Source organism: Bacteroides uniformis (genome assembly GCF_025147485.1).
In the GTDB taxonomy this organism is placed as follows: domain Bacteria; phylum Bacteroidota; class Bacteroidia; order Bacteroidales; family Bacteroidaceae; genus Bacteroides; species Bacteroides uniformis.
Genome location: NZ_CP102263.1, coordinates 2,312,946 through 2,337,080, shown reverse-complemented (window position 1 = coordinate 2,337,080; position 24,135 = coordinate 2,312,946). Strand labels below are relative to the sequence as shown.

At 43.8% G+C, this 24,135-nt stretch carries 23 protein-coding genes and 1 pseudogene; 18 read left to right on the top strand and 6 right to left on the bottom strand.

Annotated elements, in window-relative coordinates; translation table 11 throughout:
• The first annotated feature begins 157 nt into the window (after positions 1 to 157).
• Both NQ510_RS08975 and NQ510_RS08970 read left to right on the top strand, forming a co-directional pair.
• Positions 158 to 457, top strand: a complete 300-nt coding sequence (locus NQ510_RS08975) for a helix-turn-helix domain-containing protein (RefSeq protein ID WP_011964869.1) — start codon at positions 158 to 160, stop codon at positions 455 to 457.
• Entirely contained in the window at positions 454 to 756 is a 303-nt protein-coding gene (locus NQ510_RS08970; RefSeq protein ID WP_005828804.1) for a helix-turn-helix domain-containing protein, read from the top strand. Before NQ510_RS08975 ends, NQ510_RS08970 begins: the two co-directional genes overlap by 4 nt.
• A 281-nt stretch (positions 757 to 1,037) precedes the next feature.
• Here the strand turns inward: NQ510_RS08970 and NQ510_RS08965 are convergent, their stop codons facing one another.
• Positions 1,038 to 2,336: an ATP-binding protein gene (locus NQ510_RS08965; RefSeq protein WP_005828806.1), complete on the bottom strand. Its 1,299-nt coding sequence runs from the start codon at positions 2,334 to 2,336 to the stop codon at positions 1,038 to 1,040.
• 748 nt (positions 2,337 to 3,084) lie between these two features.
• Between NQ510_RS08965 and NQ510_RS08960 the strand changes: the two genes are divergently transcribed.
• From NQ510_RS08960 to NQ510_RS08950, 3 genes are read left to right on the top strand one after another with little or no spacing between them, the layout of a single operon-like run.
• A complete protein-coding gene (locus tag NQ510_RS08960) occupies positions 3,085 to 4,329 on the top strand; it encodes an AAA family ATPase (RefSeq protein ID WP_005828812.1) in 1,245 nt (414 codons plus the stop codon).
• Positions 4,330 to 4,337: 8 nt separating this feature from the next.
• Positions 4,338 to 4,880 (top strand): RloB family protein, encoded by a 543-nt coding sequence (locus NQ510_RS08955; protein ID WP_005640372.1) that lies wholly within the window; start codon positions 4,338 to 4,340, stop codon positions 4,878 to 4,880.
• Positions 4,881 to 4,890: 10 nt separating this feature from the next.
• Positions 4,891 to 5,244: a hypothetical protein gene (locus NQ510_RS08950; RefSeq protein ID WP_005828814.1), complete on the top strand. Its 354-nt coding sequence runs from the start codon at positions 4,891 to 4,893 to the stop codon at positions 5,242 to 5,244.
• A 192-nt stretch (positions 5,245 to 5,436) separates the two neighbouring features.
• Here the strand turns inward: NQ510_RS08950 and NQ510_RS08945 are convergent.
• Positions 5,437 to 5,610, bottom strand: a pseudogene (locus tag NQ510_RS08945) (DNA primase); the annotation flags it as partial.
• A gap of 236 nt (positions 5,611 to 5,846) precedes the next feature.
• Here NQ510_RS08945 and NQ510_RS08940 point away from each other — a divergent pair.
• From NQ510_RS08940 to NQ510_RS08930, 3 genes are read left to right on the top strand one after another with little or no spacing between them, the layout of a single operon-like run.
• Positions 5,847 to 6,428 (top strand): type IV toxin-antitoxin system AbiEi family antitoxin domain-containing protein, encoded by a 582-nt coding sequence (locus NQ510_RS08940; RefSeq protein WP_005828819.1) that lies wholly within the window; start codon positions 5,847 to 5,849, stop codon positions 6,426 to 6,428.
• A 59-nt stretch (positions 6,429 to 6,487) separates the two neighbouring features.
• Positions 6,488 to 6,769, top strand: coding sequence for a nucleotidyl transferase AbiEii/AbiGii toxin family protein (locus NQ510_RS18885; RefSeq protein WP_250802612.1), 282 nt, complete (start codon positions 6,488 to 6,490; stop codon positions 6,767 to 6,769).
• Complete coding sequence (locus NQ510_RS08930) at positions 6,655 to 7,308, top strand: nucleotidyl transferase AbiEii/AbiGii toxin family protein (protein ID WP_005828823.1); 654 nt, start codon at positions 6,655 to 6,657, stop codon at positions 7,306 to 7,308. The genes NQ510_RS18885 and NQ510_RS08930 overlap by 115 nt, the downstream gene beginning before the upstream one ends.
• A 330-nt stretch (positions 7,309 to 7,638) precedes the next feature.
• Here the strand turns inward: NQ510_RS08930 and NQ510_RS08925 are convergent, their stop codons facing one another.
• Positions 7,639 to 8,103, bottom strand: coding sequence for a DUF2867 domain-containing protein (locus NQ510_RS08925; RefSeq protein WP_005835508.1), 465 nt, complete (start codon positions 8,101 to 8,103; stop codon positions 7,639 to 7,641).
• 167 nt (positions 8,104 to 8,270) lie between these two features.
• Here NQ510_RS08925 and NQ510_RS08920 point away from each other — a divergent pair, with 167 nt between their 5' ends.
• Positions 8,271 to 9,035 carry a LuxR C-terminal-related transcriptional regulator gene (locus NQ510_RS08920; protein WP_005828828.1) on the top strand — a complete coding sequence of 255 codons (765 nt, stop codon included), beginning with the start codon at positions 8,271 to 8,273 and terminating at the stop codon, positions 9,033 to 9,035.
• A gap of 2 nt (positions 9,036 to 9,037) precedes the next feature.
• Here the strand turns inward: NQ510_RS08920 and NQ510_RS08915 are convergent, their stop codons facing one another.
• A complete protein-coding gene (locus NQ510_RS08915; RefSeq protein ID WP_005828829.1) occupies positions 9,038 to 9,622 on the bottom strand; it encodes a nucleotidyltransferase domain-containing protein in 585 nt (194 codons plus the stop codon).
• 127 nt (positions 9,623 to 9,749) lie between these two features.
• Here NQ510_RS08915 and NQ510_RS08910 point away from each other — a divergent pair, with 127 nt between their 5' ends.
• Positions 9,750 to 11,810, top strand: coding sequence for a HelD family protein (locus NQ510_RS08910; RefSeq protein WP_005828834.1), 2,061 nt, complete (start codon positions 9,750 to 9,752; stop codon positions 11,808 to 11,810).
• A 10-nt stretch (positions 11,811 to 11,820) separates the two neighbouring features.
• Here NQ510_RS08910 and NQ510_RS08905 read toward each other — a convergent pair whose 3' ends face one another.
• Positions 11,821 to 12,441, bottom strand: a complete 621-nt coding sequence (locus tag NQ510_RS08905) for a CatB-related O-acetyltransferase (RefSeq protein WP_005828836.1) — start codon at positions 12,439 to 12,441, stop codon at positions 11,821 to 11,823.
• Positions 12,442 to 12,455: 14 nt separating this feature from the next.
• Positions 12,456 to 13,748, bottom strand: coding sequence for an MATE family efflux transporter (locus tag NQ510_RS08900; protein WP_005828839.1), 1,293 nt, complete (start codon positions 13,746 to 13,748; stop codon positions 12,456 to 12,458).
• Positions 13,749 to 14,375: 627 nt separating this feature from the next.
• On the opposite strand from NQ510_RS08900, the gene miaA reads away from it, so the two are divergent.
• The 8 genes from miaA to NQ510_RS08860 all read left to right on the top strand — a co-directional run bounded on the left by miaA (position 14,376) and on the right by NQ510_RS08860 (position 23,913).
• Positions 14,376 to 15,293: a tRNA (adenosine(37)-N6)-dimethylallyltransferase MiaA gene (miaA, locus tag NQ510_RS08895; RefSeq protein ID WP_005828843.1), complete on the top strand. Its 918-nt coding sequence runs from the start codon at positions 14,376 to 14,378 to the stop codon at positions 15,291 to 15,293.
• Positions 15,294 to 15,359: 66 nt separating this feature from the next.
• Entirely contained in the window at positions 15,360 to 16,286 is a 927-nt protein-coding gene (locus NQ510_RS08890) for a diacylglycerol/lipid kinase family protein (protein ID WP_005828845.1), read from the top strand.
• A gap of 23 nt (positions 16,287 to 16,309) precedes the next feature.
• On the top strand, positions 16,310 to 17,110 hold the full coding sequence (kdsA, locus tag NQ510_RS08885) for a 3-deoxy-8-phosphooctulonate synthase (protein ID WP_005828848.1): 801 nt from the start codon (positions 16,310 to 16,312) through the stop codon (positions 17,108 to 17,110).
• Positions 17,111 to 17,213: 103 nt separating this feature from the next.
• Positions 17,214 to 20,042 carry a M16 family metallopeptidase gene (locus NQ510_RS08880; RefSeq protein WP_005828850.1) on the top strand — a complete coding sequence of 943 codons (2,829 nt, stop codon included), beginning with the start codon at positions 17,214 to 17,216 and terminating at the stop codon, positions 20,040 to 20,042.
• An 83-nt stretch (positions 20,043 to 20,125) separates the two neighbouring features.
• Complete coding sequence (locus tag NQ510_RS08875) at positions 20,126 to 21,613, top strand: DUF5687 family protein (protein ID WP_005828852.1); 1,488 nt, start codon at positions 20,126 to 20,128, stop codon at positions 21,611 to 21,613.
• 25 nt (positions 21,614 to 21,638) lie between these two features.
• Positions 21,639 to 22,442 (top strand): ABC transporter ATP-binding protein, encoded by an 804-nt coding sequence (locus NQ510_RS08870; protein WP_005828854.1) that lies wholly within the window; start codon positions 21,639 to 21,641, stop codon positions 22,440 to 22,442.
• Complete coding sequence (locus NQ510_RS08865; protein ID WP_005828855.1) at positions 22,439 to 22,951, top strand: C40 family peptidase; 513 nt, start codon at positions 22,439 to 22,441, stop codon at positions 22,949 to 22,951. The genes NQ510_RS08870 and NQ510_RS08865 overlap by 4 nt, the downstream gene beginning before the upstream one ends.
• A gap of 77 nt (positions 22,952 to 23,028) precedes the next feature.
• Complete coding sequence (locus NQ510_RS08860; RefSeq protein ID WP_005828856.1) at positions 23,029 to 23,913, top strand: TraB/GumN family protein; 885 nt, start codon at positions 23,029 to 23,031, stop codon at positions 23,911 to 23,913.
• The last annotated feature ends 222 nt before the right edge of the window (positions 23,914 to 24,135 follow it).

The window sequence follows — 24,135 nt, the reverse complement described above, 5'->3', positions numbered from 1 at the left end:
TACCACCATGCCTTATCTTTCCGGGGAACAGGCTAAAAATATCATAAACCAATGTATATCTGACATCTGATGACATCTGATGACGTTTGCGGACACCTTTTTGGATATGAGTCCCCCTCTCCATACTTTCGTATCAAATCGAAAAAAGGAAAGACTTATGGAATTTGTGTGTATCGAGGCCAAGACATTCATGGAAATGAACGAGGCCCTGGAAGCCATCGCCAGAAGAGTGCATGAGACATGCGGAGGAAGCACGCGGGGCATGGATGAGTGGATCGACAACCAGGAGGCATGTACGCTTATGGATGTCTCGCCAAGGAAAATGTTACAACTCCGGAGAAGCGGGTCCGTCCCCTACAGTTACATAGACCGTAAAGTATATTACAAACGGCAGGATATCATCCGCTTTATGGAGGCGGAAATTCATCGGGTGACACCTCAAAATCGAATGATATGATCCAATCCATGCTGACCAAGGAAAGCCCGGAAATCATACGCTTTTTCCGGAATATTGAGAGCCTGTCCGAAATACTGGACACACAGGCGGAAAAGATGCGGCCGGTCCTGAACGGCGAACGTTATATGACCGACAGCGAGCTGGCCGGACACCTGAAACTGACACGGAGGACACTGGCTGAGTACAGGATAACAGGTAAACTGCCTTATTACAAAGTGGGAGGCAAATTATTGTACAAGGAAAAGGACATCCTCGTGCTGTTGGAAAGAAACAGGATGGAGGCTTTTGATTATAGATGATCCTGTCTGTGGCCACTAGTGTAGTATTCCTATTTCTTACCCGCAAAGGCCACCTTTTGCCCCGGTTGCGCAAGGCGGTCCTTTGGACCGGTTGCAGAAAAAATCATCCTCACTTCGCGAGGGCACTGAAAAATAAGAACTTTTTCAGATCTCTTTCGATTGAGTCCTAAAAAATGAGTTCGCCAAATCCGAGAATAGGGATTTGGCGAGCTTTTTGTTTTTATACACCCATGACTTCCAAAGTTCTTCATATGTGTATCTCATATCCATGAAAGTGCCATTTATCCAAAGAACTTCGTAATGGCAAATAACGGAATATTCTCCATCCATTCCTGATCTTGATACCCCATCATGGAGATGCGCAATCCTTTCAACTGATAATCGGGATGGTTTTTAATATATTCCGACATGGAACGCGCACGTACATTCTCTTCGGCTTTCACTTCCACCGGTATCACGCGATGCTCCGTCTGTACCACAAAGTCAATCTCCGCAGGTGTTTTGTCACTGCTCCAATAATAGGGCGAAAAGCCTTGGGCCACTAATTGCTGCAAGACAAACTGTTCGGTAAAAGCGCCCTTGAACTCCTTGAATACATTATCTCCTACCAGCATTTGGCTGGCGGGTGCCTCGGTCATACAACCTAAAAGACCGCAATCAAGCAGGAATAATTTGAAGGCACCCAGATCTTCATAAAATTTGACAGGCATCTGCAGTTCTTTTATCCGGCTGACTTTATGTACCAGACCTGCATCCATCAGCCACTGAATGGCGAGTTCATATTCCGTAGCTCTGGCTCCTTTCTTCAACACATTATAGATGAATTTCTTGTTCTCCTTGGCCAACTGCGAAGGCAAGGATTGCAGCACTTGTCCGATACGTATACTTTCAGTAGCTGTCGTATGCTTGGAGATGTCCCGCCGATAAGCATCCAGGATTTCAGTCTGTTTGTCACGTACTTCCTGCAAGTTTTGATGCTGAAAGAAACAATCCACCACTTCAGGCATGCCACCTACATAATAGTATTGGCGAAGCAAATCAACATATTTTAAACTGAGAATCTTTAAAATTTCCCAATCGGGCTGATGCAACAAATCGCACAAATCAGTTTCACCGGCAGCCATCAGAAATTCTTCAAAATCCATCGGATATAGATGCATTACATTTACCTTACCCACCGGAAAGGACTGACCTTTCCCCAAAGTAATTCCCAACAAGGAGCCAGCCGCCATCACATGATATTCAGGCGCATTTTCCTGAAAATATTTCAAGCTATGCAATCCCCGTTCCACTTCCTGCAACTCATCGAATACAATCAACGTTTTTCCTGCTTCAATCTTTGTTCCTGTGATAGCCTGAAGTGTCAGCAAAATACGGGGGATGCTATAGTCGGCTGCAAATAACTCCTTGGCCAGTGGCTCGACATCACAGTTTATGTAGGCTACATTCTCAAACTCTGTCTGACCAAAATGTTTCATCACCCAAGTTTTACCAACCTGACGAGCACCCAACAGTATCAAAGGTTTTCTCGCAGGATTATCTTTCCAAAGTTTCAACTGTTGTATAATCTTCCGTTTCATCGATTCCTTTAAAATAAGAATTATTCACTTGTCTCTTGCAAAGATACATTTTTTCGAGGATGAAAACCGATATATACAACACTTTTTCGATGATAACTTGAGAATAATATCACATTTTTTAGAGGATACAATCTTCCAGATAAAAAAATAAACTATAAATATATAACCTATGCTTGTTGTAAAAACAAGAATCTTTGCGAATTCATTAAAAAACATGGTGCCAATTGTGACAAATTCACAAACAGGTAGTCTTATCAAGAATAGAACGAGAAATTGAAGAGAATTATCCAAACGAAATAGTTCCAAATGAAAAGAGTCGAATAACTAGTAATTTCTGCGATAGTCTGACGGCAGTTCTCAAGACGTTGAACATACTATTTTTGTATCGTTTCGGACAATCTTTCATGTTTCAACTTGCTGCTTGTATGAACAGTGCTCCCTATGACAAATGTCAGTCGGGGTATTGGCAATCGGGCTGTATAGCGGATAAATACGTATCAACCATGCAACTGGCAGATAAAGTTAAACCACTGTAAGTGTGTCATATTGCGTTAGCCAAAAAGGTTTATGAGTTGCAAGCAGTGAATGAACACACAGATATAGAAACATCATTCTTTGGCTTGTCGAACGCCCCCTATATAACAATACTTTATGCAGGCTACCTCTAATCTATTAAAAATTGTCCGAATTATGATTTTGTCATTTAATTTGCTATATTTGCAAAACAATTACAAATTTAAGGGATGAAATGATACTTGAAATTCGTTTGAGCAACTTCTTCTCAATTAAAGATGAGGTGGTACTGGATATGCAGGCAGCAAGCATACAGACAAAAAAGGCAAAGGAGCTTGAAGAAAATACATTTGTATGCGGTGATGAGCGGTTGCTTAAAACTGTTGCCATTTATGGTGCAAATGCGTCAGGAAAGAGCAGCCTTATCAAGGCTATTCGCGCTTGTGTGGGAATGATATTCTCATCTCATAATTACAATGAGAATACGATATTTGCCTTTACTCCGTTCAAATTCGGAGGCATTGGCAAGCCAAGTACATTCTTCATTCGCTTCCTCCTTGAAGGTATCGAATATGAATATTCTTTTGAACTCAATAAAGTTGAGATACTGAAAGAGGCACTTTACTATTATCCGAATGGCCGTCGTTCACTGGTATTTTCCCGTGATGAAACAAAGGGACCCGACAAAAAGAATATCTATGAATTCCGCTCGGTGATTCGCCGCCCTATGGATGTTGCTGCCAATACATCCAAAAAAACGCTTTTCGTGTCACGCGCCAGTCAGATGGATCGAGATACAGCAAAAGATGTTTTTCGATATTTCAATGAGCGTTTTATTCTGAATTATTTCGGATATAATTCGTTCTCTGTCGAGCGCTTGTTGAATGAGAACAAAGAACAGTTCCTTAATGTGCTGCGAATTGCTGATAGCGACATTGTCAAAATCGACAGCAGGCACGAGAATAAAGTATTTTCGACAGCAGTGATTGACCCTGCAGACAATCAAATATTGTCGGTAGAAGATATTCAGAAACCACAGTTGGTCATTACGACCTATCACAGAAATAACCCGGATGTTCCTTTCAACTTTTTTGCAGAAGAGTCTGATGGAACACAGCGTTTATTCAATATGATGCTGACAATCCTGGATATCGTCAAGAATAATAAAATCTTGTTGATAGATGAAATCGAAACGCAGCTGCATATAAAACTGGTAGAATATATTATCGGTTTGTTCAATAAAAGCGAATCGGCGCAGTTGATATATACTACACACAATACATACCTGCTTAATACCAACAAGTTGCGTAAGGATCAGATATATTTTGTCAACAAACGGGATGACGGGTCCTCGGATTTGTATTCGCTGTTTGATTACAAAGATTTCCGTGACGGGCTGGATGCTGAAAAGGCATATCTGCAAGGTCGTTTTGATGCCATCCCGTATATTGACGAACAGACGGATAATTTTCTAAAATAGAAACTGATATGGGACGACAAATAAGAAAATCCAAAGGCAAAACAATGAAGCCGAACTTCTTTGTTTTCTGTGAAGGGGAGTCTGAGGTTGCTTATATCAGCCACCTCCGTTCACAATACCGTGCGCCTATTCAAATTATCCCAAGAAAGAGCGATTCGAACATATCCGTTCGGTATATAGAGAATTGTAAACGGGAATATGTTGTAACCAAAAATGATAAAACATTCCTAATGTTTGACCTAGATGTGGACGGAATGCTGGAACACCTGCTAAGTATTCCAGATGCGATATTGATGGTGTCGAATCCATGTATTGAGTTGTGGTATTTGCTGCACTTTGAGAAGTGTCATGCCGAACTAACGCAAAACGTCTGCATCAAGAAACTGAAAAGACATCTTGAACACTACACAAAGGGAACTTTGGCATTAAATGAGAAACAGCAACTGTCTGAAAAAACATCAGAAGCAACGGCAAGAGCCAAGATGCTGGATACATATAATAATCCATCAACTACCATCTATAAAATGATAGAACTGCTGGAAAGTTTGTAATTTGAAGATTATGGAGAATAGGGAAATAACATTAGCTGATATCTTTCTTGACATCTTGTCAGAATCACAAGATAAAGGTGCAAAACTAATGGCAGAGCGAATAAAAGCAGCTATTAAATCGCCAGAGATATTGGAGCTGGTAAATATATGTGTTATAAATGCATTGGGATATAAATCAAAAATTAGCAGCAAAACCGTAGATAATGCAATTGATAGTATTGTCAGTTTTGTACACTCTGAAATTGATAGTAGTAATTTATCGGATAATGATAAAGAGAAAGAAAAGAATTCATACAAACACTTTGCAAAAAGTCTCGGTAAAATATTAAAAGAGAATTTACAGGTGGCGCAACAGCTAATATAAAAGAAGTAATTATGGACATCTATAATTGGGGATAATATTATTCAAGCAGTGGAATATTGGTAAGTAATCGGAGGACAGATTCGTATTCGTTGAGGCAAATCCATGCGCAAGACATCATATATCAGAATTATAGCACCATTAATAGGCAATACATGTAATGCATTGGAATGAGATTATCAGAACCCTCATGGCCAGTCCGAAGTCATACCACAGTTCCTTATGAAGGTCTACCTTGAAAGAGGCCTTCTTTTCCGCCCTAAAAGGTGATTTGTACCACACGCTGTTTCTACGCTGTATTACCGGTTCATATCCGAATCCGGCTAAAAAATCAACAAGTCTGATGTTCTTTGCTTCCTGTATGTTCATAACATCTCATTTTCATGGATTTGGGCAAAGAACCGCTTTTTCTTTGAAACATGAAAAGCAATGGCATCAGATGTCATCAGAAATCATCAGATGGCACAGGGCTTCTTCTATAGATATGAAAAACGGATACTGGTAGTATTATACGGTGTTTTTGCGAATTAACCGTAGAATATTACCTGTTATTCGGAAAATAATCGTATTTTTGTAGTGTGAAAAGAACTTCTAAGGTGGATTATATGAATGATATAGTTAATAAAGTTGCGTCTCTCGGAGGGACTATATCCACAACGGATATATCTCACCTGTCGGAATATAAACAGGTGTTGCGAGCTAAAGAACGTGGCGATTTGATAAGATTGCGTCATGGGGTATATGCTGCTCCCGAGGCATTGCTAAACACGATGATAGATGTGGAGAGGATAATACCGAATGGTGTTGTATGCCTATACAATGCCTGGACATATCATCAACTGTCTACGACAGTCCCGCCTGCTTTTTGCATAGCCATTGCCAATAAAAGGAAAGTAGTGCTTCCACACGCCCTGCCTATAGAACTTTATTATTGGAAAAAAGAGAACTTGGAGTTTGGGATTATGGATGCGGATATATCGGGATATAAAGTTCATATTACTGATATGGAACGAAGTGTTTGTGATGCGGTGAAGTATCGGAACAAGATTGGTCTGGACGTTTGCGCGGAAGTAATACGTACTTATCTGAAAAAGCCGAACCGTAATCTCGCCCGTTTGCAGGATTACGCCAAGCGCCTAAGAGTGTTTAACACGTTGAAAAACTACCTCGAAATCGCAATAGAATAAGATAATGGGAAGGAAAAACTATGGAAAGTCTGTAAAGACACGCTTGCTCAACCTCATGAATGAGACAGGCTATAAATACATGGTATCTTCTGGCAAGATACTTCAACGAGAGACTGCTTTACAGGGCTTCTGTAAGCCGGTACAAGGACAAATTCTTGTTGAAAGGCGGTTCTTTGCTTTATGCCATGAATGGACTTGAGGCTCGTCCTACGGTTGATGTGGGTTTATGGCGGACAGGATCAGTCGTGGCAGGGATTTCCTGGCTCGTGTATTCCAAGAAATCGTGGGTATCGTATGCCATGAAGATGGGGTATCTTTTGACGCAGGAAGTATCAAAATAGAACCGATTACAGTCGAAAAGAAATATTTTGGTACAAGATTCTATTTTACTGTCCATATGGATACCATAGCTTATAATATGTCTGTAGATATTGGCTTTGGCGATGTCGTCATTCCACATCCAACAACTATAGACTTTCCTCTGCTTTTACCGGATATCCCTTCTGTGAATATACAGGCATATTCTTTAGAAACCGTTATTGCCGAGAAGTTCCATACGATGATAGATCGTGATGTCCTCAACAGTCGCATGAAAGATTTCTTTGACTGTTATCAGCTCCTGACGAAGAGAAATTTGAATGACGACGCTTTGTATGACGCTATCGAAGCGACGTTCGACAATCGAAGACTTGCATACAACCCCGATTTGCAACTGTTTACGGATAGTTTTGCTACAGACGAGGCACGCATAAGCCGTTGGAAGGCTTTTCTTAGAAAAATTCAATGGAAAGAGGCACTTGATTTCGATACTGTGATGAAGGCAATAAGAGACAGGCTACAGCCTATGGCTGAAAGATATTGGATAAAACTCTCAAAATAGAATTGAGTAAGATTAAGACAGGCTCTTAGCCATCTTTTAGGAACATTATCAGGTTTGAGCAAAAAATATTTCATAAAAATCCCTATTGACATTTGCGGAAATCGAACTTTTTATCTACCTTTACGTTGTCAAAGAGATGATGATTGTAAAGACAATTACGAAAAGCGATGAATTTAGTGTAGTGCTAATTCAATGGCTTTCATAAAAGACAAAGTAGTAAATGTGCAGTCAATCAGGGATTTAGAATAAACCGAAATAAAAGGTTCGATTCCTGGTGGCACCACTCAAATAAATACTCCCATTGAAATGATAATATTTCAATGGGAGTATTTATTTACACCCACTCCCCCTATCCCCAGCAACATGCTTTAAGATAGACTTTACTATTATCCCATGAAAAGGTCTGATAATAAAGAAATATGCCCTTCCCAGCCAATTATTGTACTTCACAACAGTAGTAATCCGAAGTTCTTGTTTTCCTTCGTGATATTCCCCGCACCACATGGACACATGGAAATCAAGATGCTTATCCGGCATTCCGAGAATTTCTTCATGCAGATTTTTATCCAAGACCATATCTGTAAATCTAGTTGCTGTATCCAGTCCTAATGGCTTTACAATCGCATTCCTAAAATTCATGAGCCAACCAATCCACTTAGGAAATCGGCTGAAGGCAAGATTGCGAAAATCTTCCGGTGTCAAAGCCTGCCCAGTGACCATCACTTTAGAAAAAGAATCTATATAATCTACAGGAAAATAATTCTTTATTAAGCTGTCTGCCGGTATATCTTTCATCTTATCACATATTGAATTTATTACTCGTTTGCTTTTCATTCACGACGTCCCCAATGACACGGCCTACAAAGGTAGCCACTTAATCCAACCCTACAACATATTCTTAGAAATAATATTATCCCGTAAAAGATAAAGCTCAAAAGAAAATTATCAGTTATCTTTGTTCCATGACTACCAACAAGACAACTCCCAAAGAATTATGGGCAAGACAGCAGATTAGCGGTCCCGATGTGGACTATGATTTGTGGAACAAGAAAAGAATATCCGTGCAAGCGTTCTCACAAATGAGCCAGAGCTGTATTTTTACAGTTGACGTATTTAAAGAGAGATACGATTTTGCATCCGACAGTTTTGCCCATCTTTTCGGATACAATCCCACTTGGATAAAGACAATCAGGCAACAAGGCGATTTACTGGAAGAGAGAATACATCCTGATGACAGAATGCAACTCACGGAATGCCAAATCGAGCATGGACAGTTCATCTACTCACTCCCACCGGAAGAAAGAAATGATTACCGGCAAATATTTCAATTCCGTATGTTGAATGCACGGCAACAGTATATCAATGTAAGCAGCCGGCAACAAGTCATAGAAACAGACCGGAATGGTAAAGCCTGGATAATTATGGGAGTAATGGATATACTTCCCGACCAGACCCCTATCGAAAGAATCAAACGGACGGTGGTGAACAGAAAAACGGGAGAGATGCTTCCAACATGCACTGTTTCTCCCGACAAACAATTATCCAACCGGGAGAAAGAAATATTACGACTCATCCGACAAGGTTTTCTAAGCAAGGAAATCGCTTACCAGCTGGGAGTGAGCATCTATACTGTGAACAATCACCGGAAAAACATCCTAAGCAAGTTAAATGCCAACAATATAATGGAAGCCATCCATATAGTAGAAAATCTTGGTATCTACCTCTAAGATTACGGAAGCCAACCGAGACCATCCGCCAACTGATTTGTTTTGCGCCACTCTTCAAGCTCCTTATAAGTGCCGACACCTCCCGTAAAGACAGCATGATAAATCTCTATACCTGGAATCGTTACACCATCCGGCACATCGAATTTGATTTGCAATATCGTTTTCCTAATTTCAGGAGTAAGGCGCTCCGCAATAGCGGCAGTCACCTTTTCTACAACACCATCATACCTGGAACCTTTCCGGATGTGAATCATATCAAACTTCCAAGTATTCTGTTCTCTATCCTTATATAAAGCATGCCACTCCATGCACTCTTCCTCCGTATGGATAAGGTTCCTATATTGTATTTCCTGCAAAGGCAACCGTTCCGCAAGTTCCCGGATGACCGAAAAGCTCTCTCCTACATCCAACCTATCGGTATAAATATGGATATCTATATCCCTACTTTTCACCAACAGCCCAGTACGGAGTGAGCCCACCAAACGAACGGTTGCTCCAATGCGCTCCCATGCTTCAATAATACAGGTATCTTCCAATACTTTCCATGCAGATTGCTGATTCTGCCTTGCAAGCTCATGAATGTCCATTTACCTCCACTTTTTTGAATGTGCAAAGATATAAAACTTCCCAGTATATAGCTATAAATAGCCATTTCCCTTCCCGATACAATACACTAATTTTGCACACTGTCTTATCTTTTAGCAACAACTAATTATGGCATTCAATCAAACAGAGAAACAAGAGAAAGAATATTTAAAGCAAATAATCAGTTTTCTGAAAAAGGTTATCGGTAATACCGACGCATCCGTGAAAGACCACGTCGACACCTTGGCAGAATACAAAGACTATATCTGGTCCAACAAAGACATCGACCCACACGAGATACGCTCCATGCGCGAAAGCATCCTGAACCATTTTGCCTTGGGGGAAAGTGTAATCAACAAGCATAAGCGGCTCACCAAGATACTTGCCATTCCTTACTTCGGACGAATTGATTTTTTGGAAAAGAAAGAAAACAGCAAAGTGATGCCTATCTATATAGGTATCCATACCTTCTATGACCCGGAAAGTCGAGCTACCCTTATCCATGACTGGCGAGCACCCGTTTCGAGCATGTTCTATGACCATGAATTAGGAGAAGCAGGCTATCGGTCTCCATCGGGAGAGATTAAAGGAGTAATTTCCCTAAAACGCCAATACAGAATTCGGGGCGGCAAAATGGAATTTATGATTGAAAGTGCCCTGACCGTCCATGACGACATTCTGCAAAAAGAGTTAAGTTCCAATGCAGATGACAAGATGAAAAATATCGTTGCCACCATCCAACGGGAACAGAACCAGATTATCCGCAACGAAGATATCCGCACGCTTATTATTCAAGGAGTGGCCGGCTCTGGAAAAACATCCATAGCCCTGCACCGCATAGCCTACCTGCTCTATACCTTCAGAGACAGCATCTCATCAAAAGATATTCTGATTATCTCCCCCAACAAAGTGTTTTCCGATTATATCTCCAACGTCCTCCCCGAACTTGGGGAAGAAACCGTGCCCGAAACCAGTATGGAACAAATACTCTCCGGAGTGTTGGAACACAAATATAAGTACCAAACATACTTCGGGCTAGTGAATGAACTGTTAGAAAAGCCATCCTCAAGCCTCATCGACAGAATAGCCTATAAAGCCTCTTTCGGCTTCATTTCAGAGCTTGACAAGTTTATCCTCCACATAGAGAACACCTACTTCAAGGCAGCAGACGTGAAGCTGACCAAATACATCACCATACCTGCCCCGTTTATTGAAGAACAGTACCTACGTTTCAACCGTTATCCCATACGCCGACGATTTGATGCTATGGCTGATTATATGCTGGATATGTTGAAAATACAATACACCTTTACGGTAACCACCACCGGCAGAAACCTTTTGAAAAAAGAAATCAGACTAATGTTTGCAGGCAATAACGACATTCAAGTCTACAAAGATTTCTTTAAATGGACAAATAATCCCGGAATGTTCAAAATGCGAAAGGGACATACACTCGAATACTCAGACTTGGCACCGCTGGCATACCTACACTTGGCATTGGAGGGAAACGGGAACCAGCCATTCAGAGTCAAACATCTGTTGATAGATGAGATGCAGGACTATTCGCCCATACAGTACAAGGTAATACAGAAACTCTTTCCATGCCGGAAAACCGTGTTGGGCGATGCAGGACAGTCCGTGAATCCTTATGGTTCATCCACAGCAGAAACTATCCAAAAGTCACTTACTGCAAGTGAAATCATGAAATTGTGTAAGAGTTATCGTTCCACCTTCGAGATTACGGATTTTGCGCAAAAGATTCATCCTAACGCAGAGCTGGAACCGGTTGCCCGGCATGGAGAAAAGCCACAAATCCTGCAGTTCGGCAGTGCCGTAGAAGAACTGTCCGGCATTATGGGGCTAATCTCCACTTACCGGAAATCCGGATATAAGTCTCTTGGCATCATATGCAAGACGGAGCAGCAAGCCAGGAAGATGGCAGACATGCTGAAATCATATGCCAATGATATCAGCTTCCTATCAAGTCAAAGCTCCGCATTTGTGCAAGGCATCGTCATCACCTCTGCCCACATGGCAAAAGGGCTCGAGTTTGACGAAGTCATTATTCCACAGACGGATGAGAGAAATTACCGTTCGGAGATTGACAAGAGTATGCTTTATGTAGCTGTAACCAGAGCTATGCACCGCCTAACCTTGACATTTCACGAGGCAAGACCGGCAACTCACTGATGATGGATTATTAAGGAAATCTATCCCAACAGCCTTGTACAAGATGCGGCAAGTAACAGCGTATCTCATCAATCGACCAATCCCACCATTGCAGCCGCAATAATTTCTTCACCACATCCTCATCAAAACGTTTCCTGATTTCTTTGGCAGGAGTTCCCCCTACAATTGTATAAGGGGGAACATCTTTAGTCACAACAGCACGTGCACCAATAATCGCCCCATCTCCTATATGAACACCAGCCATTATCACCGCTTCATAACCAATCCAAACATCATTACCTATTATAATATCTCCTTTGTCATCCCATGCATCCGTTATGTCCGATTTCTTCAATCCCCACTCTTCGTAAAATAAAGGAAATGTATAAGTAGACAGAGATTTCAACGTATGATTGGCACAGTTGAACAGAAATTTCGTACCGCAAGCAATGGAACAGAATTTACCAATAACCAGCCTCTCCTGATGGATGGGGTAATGATACAGCACATTGTTTTTCTCGAACAACAAAGGGTCAGCTACAAAATCATTATAAATAGTATAGTCACCAACCTCTATTCGAGGATCCTTTACAACAGCATTAAGATATACGGTTTGCTTATCTCCCGTACGCGGATATATTTTAGTCATCATAATTCGATATGTTTCTAATATTGTTTACTTCTTAAATAGAAAACCGATTGCAGTGCCAGCAAAATCACAAAAAGGTATTCTGCCGTTAAGTAAATAGCCAAGGATGCATGAGTGCAAGCGCTTAACCAATAAAGATACCCCAGATACACGACAGTGGTAGTCACTTGGAAAAGAAAAGTAATCCGGGTTTTACCGGTCCCTCCAACTGCGTTGAGATATACATAGCCTGGCAAGGCAAAGGTATAATTCAGCAACGTCACAACAAAAGGGATGAAAGCCTGCTCTGTTAACAGTTCGTTATCTGTATAGATTCCTATTATCAAGCGATTATAACATACAGCTACCCCTATCAGTGGAAATCCAGCAGAATAGCCCAACCTCAGTATCTTACGGCAGATAATGAAAACAGCCCTCCTTTCTCCAGCCCCAATCGCATTACTGACCAGCGAACCCGTAGTGACCGCAAAAGAATTGACTATTACAAAAAAGACAGCAGATACACTTCGCGTAATATTGGAAATGGCTAATTCCGTTTTACCCAAATGTTCCACCGCCACAAAAAACAAGAACCACGGAGCCACGCTGATAAAGGCATGAAGCATGCTCCATACCGACAAGCTCAGCACATCCACCAACAGCTTTCCGTCATATACCGGTTTCAATCCATATTTCCCTTTATCTATTTTCAGCCATACATAGAAAAGAAGCATCACCAAAGAACCCATCTCTGCCAGAGAAGAAGCAATGGCAGCTCCCGATATTCCCAGTCCTCCAACAATTATCAGAATATAATTCAAAGGAATATTAATCACTACTGCAACGGCAGCAGCCCACGATAATGCCCGAGTGCATGTTATTCCCACAAGAAAAGAACGGATAACCAAAAACGGAAACGAAAACAGCAAACCGAAACTGCGCCAGTCCAGATATTGAATTACAGCCCGATAAATCTCCGGCGAGGAAATCAACCTTCCCAATATGAAAGGAGAACTTGCCTGCATCAGCAGACAAAGCAAAATGGCCAATCCCGATAAAAAGAAGAAACCTTGAAAGAATATCTTCCCAGCCTTACCATAGTCACATTCTCCATTCCTTCGGGCAATCATCACCTGCAATCCGATACTAAACCCAAACCCAAGCATGTAGACCGCCAAATAATAAATCCCCGCAATGGCAGATGCTCCCAATTCCACCTCGCCAACGTGACCTAAGAAAACAGCATCGGTTATATTTATCAGCTGCTCCATCAAAATGCTCATCATTACCGGAAAGTTGATAAGCCATATCTGTTTATATGTATAATGCATTGCTCAACAATAAAATAGCACAAAACAACACACTGTACAAGTACAGCATGCCATCCTGCAAATTCATGAATAAAAGGATACACAATCTCTGTGGCAAACGGGTCATCGTTTGCCAGATAGCTGAATAGCTTTATCAAGCAGGGCTATTCGTTGAGCGTAGCTATATACAGAGCTTCATAAGAGGTGAATATGTTTGTTCATTCAATATATAGTGTAAAAATATAGAAAAAAAGTGCCAAAGTTCAGTTTAGGGCATAAAAAAAGGAGTACCGCTGTACTCCAACCTTTGTTAACCTTAAATCTAATACTATGAAAAACACATTGCAAATGTACGGACTTTTGGGACATTGACAAACTTTCCAAGAAAAAAAGCATGTTTCATAACACATTTTAATAAGATTAATGCTCGTTTTCACGTCCTTTTTCACTTTTTCTGCTTCAAAGTAGAAAAGAAGGTATAGCATCACGTAAAAAAATGAGCAAGTTCTTTCCATTATACTCCCAGTTTGCATTATCTTTGCACTAACACGAAGATAAGCTGCACCTCAGCATAAAAAATGAACGAGTTCATTTTATTCTGCATTCGGTTTGCACTATCTTTGTAGTGAGATTAACAAGAACTTATATATGCCAGACTATGATTTAATCGCCATATTAGGGCCTACCGCTTCAGGAAAGACTCCATTTGCAGCCGCCTTGGCCGCCGAACTCCATACGGAAATCATCAGTGCCGATTCACGGCAAATCTACCGGGGGATGGACCTAGGCACCGGCAAAGACCTTGCTGACTATACCGTCGACGGGAAACAGATTCCCCATCACCTCATCGACATAGCCGCCCCGGGCTATAAGTACAATGTTTTCGAGTATCAGCGTGATTTCTTGAATGCTTACGAGACTATTAAACAAAAAGGTTGCCTGCCCGTTGTATGTGGAGGAACCGGAATGTATCTCGAATCAGTACTGAAAGGCTACCGTCTGCTGCCCGTACCCGAGAATCCCGAGTTGCGCACCCGTCTGGCAGACAAATCGCTGGAAGAACTGACCGACATACTGAAAGGTTACAAAAGCCTGCACAATACCACGGACGTGGACACAGCCAAACGTGCCATACGAGCCATCGAAATCGAAGAGTATTATGCCCATACCCCAGTAGACGAACGTTCCTTCCCCCAGATGAACAGTCTCATCATAGGTGTGGACATCGACCGGGAATTGCGTCGGGAGAAAATCACCCGCCGCCTGCACCAGCGCCTGGAAGAAGGAATGATAGACGAAGTGCGCCTTCTGATAGAGCAAGGCATCCAACCGGATGACCTCATCTATTACGGACTGGAATACAAGTATCTGACACTTTATCTCATCGGCAAGTTGACCTATGAAGAGATGTTCACGCAACTGGAAACAGCCATCCACCAGTTTGCCAAACGCCAGATGACCTGGTTCCGCGGTATGGAACGGCGTGGATTTACCATCCATTGGATGAATGCCCGGTGGCCGATGGAAGAAAAGATAGCTTTTGTAAAGAAGAAGTTGGAAGGATGATGAAACGATAAAGTGACCGGGTGATTTAAATCGTAAATAGTAAATAGTCAAATTGTAAATAGAATCATGAGTGCAGAACCCGAAAAGTTGGGAGTAATATACAACCCCAAAGCCGGAACACGGAAAGTGCAGAAACGGTGGAAAGAAATCAAAGAATACATGGACAGCAAAGGTGTGCCTTACGACTATGTGCAGTCCGAAGGGTTCGGTTCGGTAGAGCGTCTGGCAGGTATCCTTGCCAACAACGGCTACCGCACCATTGTTGTAGTAGGCGGTGACGGCGCACTGAATGACGTCATTAACGGCATCATGCTTTCCAATGCACCGGACAAGGAGAATATAGCCATCGGCATCATCCCCAATGGTATAGGAAATGACTTTGCCGACTATTGGGAAATGAGTTCGGACTACAAGAAAGCGGTGGATTGCATCATCAACAACCGCCGCCGGAAAATAGACGTGGGTACCTGCTATTATTACGACGGTGAAAAGCATCTGACACGCTACTTTCTCAATGCCATCAACATAGGCCTGGGAGCCCGTATCGTGAAAATCACCGACCAGTGCAAGCGTTTCTGGGGAGTGAAGTTCCTCTCTTACTTCATGGCACTGCTATCCATTATCTTCGAACGGAAGCTGTACCGCATGCATCTCAAGATAAACGGCGAGCATATACGCGGACGCATCATGACTGTCTGCATAGGCAGTGCGTGGGGATACGGACAAGCGCCTAGTGCAGTGCCCTATAATGGCTGGCTGGATGTTTCCGTCATTTACCGTCCCGAATTGCTGCAACTATGGTCGGGATTGTGGATGCTTATCCAAGGGCGGATTCTGAACCATAAGGTAGTGATGCCCTACCGTACGCAAAAAGTAAAAGTGCTGCGTGCGCAAAATGCCTCTGTCGATTTGGACGGACGTATTCTCGACCGTCATTTTCCACTGGACATCAGCGTACTGCATGAAGCAATAACATTGATTATACCCAATTGAAAATACTTAATCAGTAACAACCTATGATTGAATTAAAGAATAATCCCGCCGGAAACTTCTTCCTACTGGCAGGTCCATGTGTCATCGAAGGAGAAGAAATGGCAATGCGCATTGCCGAACGTATCGTGACTATCACCGAAAAACTGCAAATCCCCTATGTATTCAAAGGGTCGTACCGCAAAGCCAACCGCTCCCGCCTGGATTCCTTTATGGGCATCGGCGACGAAAAGGCGCTGAAGATACTGCAAAAAGTGCACACCACCTTCGGAGTACCTACCGTGACCGACATTCATGCAGCCGAAGAAGCCACCATGGCTGCCGAATATGTGGATATTCTGCAAATTCCCGCCTTCCTCTGCCGGCAGACAGACCTGCTTGTAGCCGCCGCCAAAACCGGAAAAACCATCAACATCAAGAAAGGGCAGTTCCTCTCTCCGCTTGCCATGCGCTTTGCGGCTGATAAAGTAGTGGAAGCAGGCAATAGGAACGTCATGCTGACGGAACGCGGAACTACTTTCGGTTATCAGGATTTAGTCATCGACTATCGCGGCATCCCCGAAATGCAGACCTTCGGTTTCCCCGTCATCCTGGATGTAACCCACTCCTTGCAACAGCCCAACCAGACCAGTGGCGTCACGGGAGGTATGCCGCAACTTATCGAGACCGTAGCCAAAGCCGGTGTTGCCGTAGGTGTAGACGGACTGTTCATCGAAACCCACGAAAATCCCGCCGTAGCCAAGAGTGACGGCGCCAACATGCTGAAACTCGACCTGCTGGAAGACCTGCTGACCAAATTGGTCCGCATCCGGGAAGCAGTCAGATAAATTCCATTTATCCGGAATGGAATCCGAAAAAAACAACAGAAGTTGTGATTTATCCAAGGGCTGTCCGACAGATAGTTCAAGAACAATTTAAATTCATAATAATATGAAACATCTATTACGTGGTTTATGGATTGTAGCGTTAATTCTTTGCTGCAATTTTCAGCAGGTATTTGCACAGCAAATGCCGCCTATCCCGGTCGACAAAAATGTCCGTATCGGAAAGTTGGACAACGGATTGACCTATTATATCCGCAAGAACAGCCAGCCTGCAAACCGGGCCGACTTTTACATTGCCCAAAAGGTAGGCTCCATTCAGGAAGAAGCCGACCAGCGCGGCCTTGCCCACTTCCTGGAACACATGTGTTTCAATGGAACGACCCACTTCCCCGGTGATGCACTGAAGCAATACCTGGAGCGTATCGGGGTGAAATTCGGTGAGAACTTGAACGCCTATACTTCCGTAGACGAAACCGTATACAACATTTCCAATGTGCCGGTCACTACTCCGGGAGCCATCGACTCCTGCCTGCTGATTCTGCACGACTGGAGTAACGATTTGACCCTGGACCCGAAGGAAATAGACAAAGAACGCGGAGTCATCAACGAAGAATGGCGCACCCGTATGAGCGCCATACAACGCTTCCAGGAGAAGATGCTTCCAGTCATGTTCGAAGGAACGAAGTATGCCACTTGTTTCCCTATCGGAACGATGGAGGTCGTTATGAACTTCAAACCGCAAACTTTGAGAGACTACTATGAAAAGTGGTACCGTCCGGACCTTCAGGGTATTGTGGTAGTTGGCGATATAGATGTGGACGCCATCGAAGCCCAAATCAAGAAAATGTTTTCTGATATTCCCGCCCAGCCCAATGCTGCCAAACGCGAGTACTATCCGGTAAACGACAACAAGGAGCCTATTGTATTGGTTTATCAGGACAAGGAACAGTCCAATGTACAAGCCCTCATCTTCAACAAGCACGAAGCCACTCCTGACGAGCAGAAAGGCGACATGGGCTATCTGGTACAGAATTATGCAACCACGCTCATCAACAATATGCTGAATGCGCGTCTGAACGAATTGGTACAGACCGCCAATCCTCCTTATATATATGCCGCCACTTATGACGATGATTTCTTTGTTGCCAAAACCAAAGATGCCTTCACCGGTGTCGTTGTCTGCAAGGAAGATGCCATAGAAAATGGAATAGCCACTCTCCTGCGCGAAACAGAACGCGCCCGCCAATTCGGCTTTACGGAAACGGAATACAACCGTGCCCGTGCCGAATATCTGCGCCAACTGGAATCTGCTTATAACGAGCGTGACAAACGCAAGAATGAAGAGTACGTGGATGAATATGTCCGTCATTTCCTCGATAACGAACCGATTCCGGGCATCGAAAACGAATACGCCATCATCAATCAGATAGCTCCCGCCATTCCGGTTGCCGCACTGAACCAGATGATGCAAGCCCTCGTGACAGACAGTAACCAGGTAGTCGCAATTCTCGGTCCGGATAAGGAAGGATTGAAAATGCCGACAGAAGATGCAATCAAGAAGATTCTGAAAGATATTAAAGCTGAAAAACTGACTGCCTACGTAGACAAGGTGTCGGATGAACCTTTGATGGCCGAAGCCCTGAAAGGCGGAAAGATTGTATCCGAGCAGACAGATGATACATTCGGCACTACAACGCTGACACTCTCCAACGGAGTCAAGGTCATTATCAAGAAGACAGATTTCAAGGCAGACGAAATCCGCATGAAGGGAGTCAGCCTAGGCGGTAGTTCCCTGTTCCCCGACTCGGAAATCATCAACATCAACGGACTGGATGCAGTGAGTGTCGGTGGTCTGGGTAATTTCAGTGCCGTAGACCTGGAAAAAGTTCTGGCCGGCAAGAAAGCTTCCGTCAGCTATGGTATCGGTGACAAGACAGAAACCGTCAATGGCAGCTGTTCACCGAAAGACTTCGAAACAATGATGCAGCTCACTTACTTGACGTTCACCGCTCCACGCCGTGACGACGATGCCTTCGCATCCTACAAGAACCGCAACAAAGCTGCTTTGCAGAATATGGAAATGAATCCCCAGGTAGCGTTCAGTGACTCTGTCTCGGCCGGTATTTACATGCACCATCCCAGAAGAGCCAGAATAAAGGCGGACATGATTGACAAGATGGATTATGACAAGATTCTGTCCATGTATCAAGACCGCTACAAAGATGCCAGCGATTTTACCTTTATCTTTGTAGGAAATGTGAATGTGGAGGAAATGAAACCACTCATCGCCGAGTACCTGGGTTCACTGCCTGCCATCAACCGCAAGGAAACATTCAAGGACAATAAAGTGGACATGCGCCAGGGAGTTTATAAGAACGAATTCGTACGGAAGCAGGAAACTGCCAAAGCGTCGAACTTTGTCCTGCTGAACGGTGACTGCAAGTACGACCTGAAAAATGACATCCTGCTGAGTATGACCAGCCAGATTCTCGACTTGGTTTATACAGCCAAGGTACGTGAAGACGAAGGGGGCACTTACGGTGTATATGTAGGCGGCCAATTAAGCAAATATCCGAAAGAAAAGGCTCTCTTGCAGATTGTATTCGAAACCGCTCCGGCAAAAAGAGAAAAGCTGATGCAGATTATCTTTGCAGAACTCGACAACATCGCCAAAGCAGGTCCGTCGGAAGGAGACTTGAATAAAGTGAAGGAGTTCATGCTGAAGAAACATGCCGAAGACTTGAAGGAGAACAGCTACTGGCTGGGAAGCATTGACGAATACCTGTTCACCGGTATGAATCCGATAAAGGATTACGAACAGATTGTCAACAGCATCACCGTGAAGGACATCCAGAAGTTCACCGACGACTTGTTCAAGCAGAAGAACGAGATTGAGGTATCAATGATCAGTCCTGAAACTCCTGACAAAGAATAAGAGAGCCATACACACAGAAGGCTGCGTTGTTCGATGAAAGGCAGCGCAGCTTTTTTTATACAAACTCTATATATACAAATACTATGAGTCTTTTCTTAGATTTGCGCAAGCACGGAAAACTGGCAGAAAAACGAAATCCGATGTACGAAAAAAGTAAATTCGGAAAATTCTGGATGTACTTCATGTTTGTCTTCTGGGCCGGTTACCTGATATTCTTCGGTACGACCTTTGCATTCGCCTTTGACGGCGGTGCCACAGAAGCCTATCACGTAATGAATTCCGGATTGATATTTGTCCTTGTGCTGGATTTCCTGATACGCCTGCCTTTCCAAAAAACACCCACCCAGGAAGTGAAGCCCTACCTGCTGCTTCCCATCAAGCGGAACCGTCTTATCGACTTCCTGCTGATCCGTTCCGGACTGGATGGCTTCAATCTGTTCTGGCTGTTTCTGTTTGTTCCGTTTTCCATCATCACCGTCACCAAATTCTATGGAATCAGTGGTGTGCTGACCTATTGCATTGGCATCTGGCTGCTGATGGTATTCAATAACTACTGGTTCTTGTTGTGCCGCACACTGATGGGTGAGCGCATCTGGTGGCTGGCACTACCGGTAGTAGTATATGGTGGCATTGCCGCCGCACTATTCATTCCGGACAACAGTCCGCTTTTCGACTGTTTTGTCAATCTGGGAGAAGGGTTCATCACCGGCAATATACTGTCATTCATCGGTGTACTGGCTGCCATCGCCCTCATGTGGTTCATCAACCGCACCCTGATGCAGAAACTCATCTACAATGAACTGAACAAAGTGGAAGATACACGGATAAAACATGTATCCGAATACAAATTCCTCGACCGCTACGGCGAAATAGGCGAATACATGAGACTGGAACTCAAGTTATTGCTACGCAACAAGATTTGTAAGCGTTCGCTCTATTCCATCACCGGTGTAGTGATAATGTTCAGTAGTATCATTAGCTTTTCCGATGTGTATGACGGAGGTCTGAGAGATTTCTTCGTCCTTTATAATTACATTATCTTCGGCATCATGTTCCTCAGCACACTGATGGGTTACGAAGGCAATTACATTGACGGACTGATGAGCCGCAAGGAATCTATCTACTCGCTGCTGCGTGCCAAATACATACTGTACAGCATTGCATTGCTCATTCCTACGATTCTGATGATTCCCGGTATGGTTACCGGGAAGGTATCCGTACTCGGTTGCATCGCATGGCTGATATTCATTCCGGGAGCCGTATACTGCTGTCTGTTCCAACTGGCAGTCTACAACAACAAGACTACCGACCTGAATTCAAAGATGACCAGCCGGCAGAATATAGGCACCGGTCTGCAGAATCTGATTTCAGGAGGTGCTTTCGGCATACCTTTACTGCTGCTTTTTGCACTGAATGCCATCTTTGGCAAAGAGGTCACCCCCTGGATACTTATCGGCATCGGCGTGACATTCATCGCCACTTCCAAATTCTGGCTGATGAATGTATATCACCGGCTCATGAAACGCCGCTACAAGAATATGGAAGGCTTCAGGGACAGTAGACAGAAATAGAAATCATTAAACATCAATCACTAACATGATACGCATCAATAATTTACAGAAGAATTTCGGCACAAAAAAAGCCGTAGATATAGAGAACTACACCATCGGGCAAGGCGATATGCTGGGACTGGTAGGCAACAACGGTGCAGGCAAGACCACCCTCTTCCGCCTTATTCTTGACTTGCTACAGGCAGACCGGGGCAATGTAACCATCAATGACATTGACGTCAGCAAAAGTGAGGACTGGAAGAACTTCACGGGAGCCTTTATAGACGACGGTTTCCTGATAGACTACCTCACTCCCGAAGAATACTTCTATTTCATCGGCAAGATGTACGGTCTGAAGAAAGAGGAGGTAGACGAACGCCTGCTTCCCTTCGAACGCTTCATGAACGGCGAAGTGATGGGGCAGAAAAAATTCATCCGCAACTATTCTGCCGGAAACAAGCAGAAAATCGGCATCATCTCCGCTATGCTACATCACCCGCAACTGTTGATTCTGGATGAACCGTTCAACTTCCTTGACCCCAGTTCACAGTCTGTAATCAAACACTTGCTGAAAAGATACAATGAAGAGCACGGAGCCACCGTCATCATTTCCAGCCATAACCTGAATCACACAGTGGACGTTTGTCCACGTATTGCATTGTTAGAAAACGGTGTTATTATCCGCGATATACGAAATGAGAACAACTCTGCCGAGCAGGAATTGGAAGCTTACTTCAACGTCGGTGTGGAGGAAGAAGCCGTGGTAGAAGAAACAGTAGTAGAAGCAGCCGTAGAAGAAATAACGGAAAAAGAAGATAAAACGGTAGAAGAAAAAAATTCGGAAGCATGAAAAAATATCTTTCTTATATAGTAGCTCTTACCATCATATTGATAGGCTTAAGTTCCTGCCATACTTCCGCGCCACGCCTGGACTACAAAGCCCTGGCGCAAGCATCCGTCCGTTTGGGGGTGGATATTGAACTGCAGGACAACCACAAGCTGTACATCCATGCCTCCGAATGGATAGGCACCCCCTATCGCGCAGGTGGCGACAGCAAACGTGGAACGGACTGCTCCGGACTGGTATCGCAACTGTATAAGAAAGTTTACCACACCCGTCTGTCGAGAAGCACAGACGGGCAACTGAAAGAGAGCAGTAAAATCTCCCGCCGCAACTTGCGTGAGGGAGATTTGGTGTTCTTCACCAGCCGTGCTTCCCGCAAAAAAGTGGCACACGTAGGCATCTACCTCAAGGACGGCAAGTTTATACATGCCAGCACCAGCCAGGGAGTCATAGTCAGCAACCTCCGGGAAAAATATTACACCCAACACTGGCTCTGCGGAGGAAGAATAAAATAATACTAATTTTTCCCTTCTTGTGATTTTCTTTACTCTGTCCCGACTGATAGTCCAGAAACTATTAAAAGAAGAAAACAATGAAGAAACTTTTAGGCATCCTCTTATTCATCAGCATTGCGCTGAGCGCCAATGCACAACTTTTATGGAAAGTATCCGGTAAAGGATTAGAGAAACCATCCTATATTTTCGGTACTTATCACCTCTCTCCACTCAGTATAAAGGACAGCATTGCCGCCATGCCGCAGGCCATGAGCGAAACCGCCCAAGTCTACGGGGAAGTTGTGATGAGCGAAATGGCGACTCCCGCCTTCATGCAAAGCATGCAACAGCAGATGATGATGCCCAAAGACACCACGCTGCAAAGCCTCTTTACTCCCGAACAATACGAAGAAGTAGGCAAAGCCATCAAGGAAAACATGATGGTGGACATTGCCATGCTGGCACAACTGAAACCGGCTGCCATCAACCAGCAGCTTGTCGTCCTGCTCTACATGAAACACACTCCGGGCTTCAACCCGCAAGAACAGCTCGACACTTACTTCCAGCAGCAGGCCGGACAGCAAGGCAAGAAAGTTGGCGGTCTGGAAACAGCCCAGTCACAAATAGACATTCTGTTCAACAGCCAGACGCTGCAACGCCAGGCAAACCTCCTCTACTGCGCTATCAGTGACATCGAGAAAGGTATCGAGCAAAGCAAGCGCCTGATTGCCGCTTATGAAAAGCAGGACCTGGATGCCATGCTGCAACTGATGGAAGAGCGCGACGGCAATTCATGCGACCCGCTGCCCGGAGAGATGGAAGCCATGCTGGACAACCGCAACAAGGCATGGGTTGAAAAGATGCCTGCTATCATGACAGAAGCCCCTACCCTTTTCGTAGTCGGCGCCGGACACCTGCCCGGAGACAATGGAGTGTTGAACCTTCTGAAGCAACAAGGATACACTATAGAAGCCATGAAATAAATCCTCTAACAATTCTCTCTAACAATTTTTAATGGCAAGCTATACAAAGCGTGACGGTCAAATACCATCACGCTTTGTTTGCATATACACTTTATTCTCCTCATCATACCGTACATCCAAAAAAATATACTACTTTTGCACCAAAGTCTTGGCAGTTATAGTGATAACGGCCATTTTTGACTTGATTCGATAAGAACGCAAGAAGCGAAAGTTATTATCCCT

What these genes read in the sequence shown, in the direction of transcription:
- NQ510_RS08975 (WP_011964869.1), top strand. Translation starts at nt 158, where the DNA reads ATGGAATTTGTGTGTATCGAGGCCAAGACATTCATGGAAATGAACGAG.
- NQ510_RS08970 (WP_005828804.1), top strand. Translation starts at nt 454, where the DNA reads ATGATCCAATCCATGCTGACCAAGGAAAGCCCGGAAATCATACGCTTT.
- NQ510_RS08965 (WP_005828806.1), bottom strand. Translation starts at nt 2,336, where the DNA reads ATGAAACGGAAGATTATACAACAGTTGAAACTTTGGAAAGATAATCCT.
- NQ510_RS08960 (WP_005828812.1), top strand. Translation starts at nt 3,085, where the DNA reads ATGATACTTGAAATTCGTTTGAGCAACTTCTTCTCAATTAAAGATGAG.
- NQ510_RS08955 (WP_005640372.1), top strand. Translation starts at nt 4,338, where the DNA reads ATGGGACGACAAATAAGAAAATCCAAAGGCAAAACAATGAAGCCGAAC.
- NQ510_RS08950 (WP_005828814.1), top strand. Translation starts at nt 4,891, where the DNA reads ATGGAGAATAGGGAAATAACATTAGCTGATATCTTTCTTGACATCTTG.
- NQ510_RS08940 (WP_005828819.1), top strand. Translation starts at nt 5,847, where the DNA reads ATGAATGATATAGTTAATAAAGTTGCGTCTCTCGGAGGGACTATATCC.
- NQ510_RS18885 (WP_250802612.1), top strand. Translation starts at nt 6,488, where the DNA reads ATGAGACAGGCTATAAATACATGGTATCTTCTGGCAAGATACTTCAAC.
- NQ510_RS08930 (WP_005828823.1), top strand. Translation starts at nt 6,655, where the DNA reads ATGGCGGACAGGATCAGTCGTGGCAGGGATTTCCTGGCTCGTGTATTC.
- NQ510_RS08925 (WP_005835508.1), bottom strand. Translation starts at nt 8,103, where the DNA reads ATGAAAGATATACCGGCAGACAGCTTAATAAAGAATTATTTTCCTGTA.
- NQ510_RS08920 (WP_005828828.1), top strand. Translation starts at nt 8,271, where the DNA reads ATGACTACCAACAAGACAACTCCCAAAGAATTATGGGCAAGACAGCAG.
- NQ510_RS08915 (WP_005828829.1), bottom strand. Translation starts at nt 9,622, where the DNA reads ATGGACATTCATGAGCTTGCAAGGCAGAATCAGCAATCTGCATGGAAA.
- NQ510_RS08910 (WP_005828834.1), top strand. Translation starts at nt 9,750, where the DNA reads ATGGCATTCAATCAAACAGAGAAACAAGAGAAAGAATATTTAAAGCAA.
- NQ510_RS08905 (WP_005828836.1), bottom strand. Translation starts at nt 12,441, where the DNA reads ATGATGACTAAAATATATCCGCGTACGGGAGATAAGCAAACCGTATAT.
- NQ510_RS08900 (WP_005828839.1), bottom strand. Translation starts at nt 13,748, where the DNA reads ATGCATTATACATATAAACAGATATGGCTTATCAACTTTCCGGTAATG.
- miaA (WP_005828843.1), top strand. Translation starts at nt 14,376, where the DNA reads ATGCCAGACTATGATTTAATCGCCATATTAGGGCCTACCGCTTCAGGA.
- NQ510_RS08890 (WP_005828845.1), top strand. Translation starts at nt 15,360, where the DNA reads ATGAGTGCAGAACCCGAAAAGTTGGGAGTAATATACAACCCCAAAGCC.
- kdsA (WP_005828848.1), top strand. Translation starts at nt 16,310, where the DNA reads ATGATTGAATTAAAGAATAATCCCGCCGGAAACTTCTTCCTACTGGCA.
- NQ510_RS08880 (WP_005828850.1), top strand. Translation starts at nt 17,214, where the DNA reads ATGAAACATCTATTACGTGGTTTATGGATTGTAGCGTTAATTCTTTGC.
- NQ510_RS08875 (WP_005828852.1), top strand. Translation starts at nt 20,126, where the DNA reads ATGAGTCTTTTCTTAGATTTGCGCAAGCACGGAAAACTGGCAGAAAAA.
- NQ510_RS08870 (WP_005828854.1), top strand. Translation starts at nt 21,639, where the DNA reads ATGATACGCATCAATAATTTACAGAAGAATTTCGGCACAAAAAAAGCC.
- NQ510_RS08865 (WP_005828855.1), top strand. Translation starts at nt 22,439, where the DNA reads ATGAAAAAATATCTTTCTTATATAGTAGCTCTTACCATCATATTGATA.
- NQ510_RS08860 (WP_005828856.1), top strand. Translation starts at nt 23,029, where the DNA reads ATGAAGAAACTTTTAGGCATCCTCTTATTCATCAGCATTGCGCTGAGC.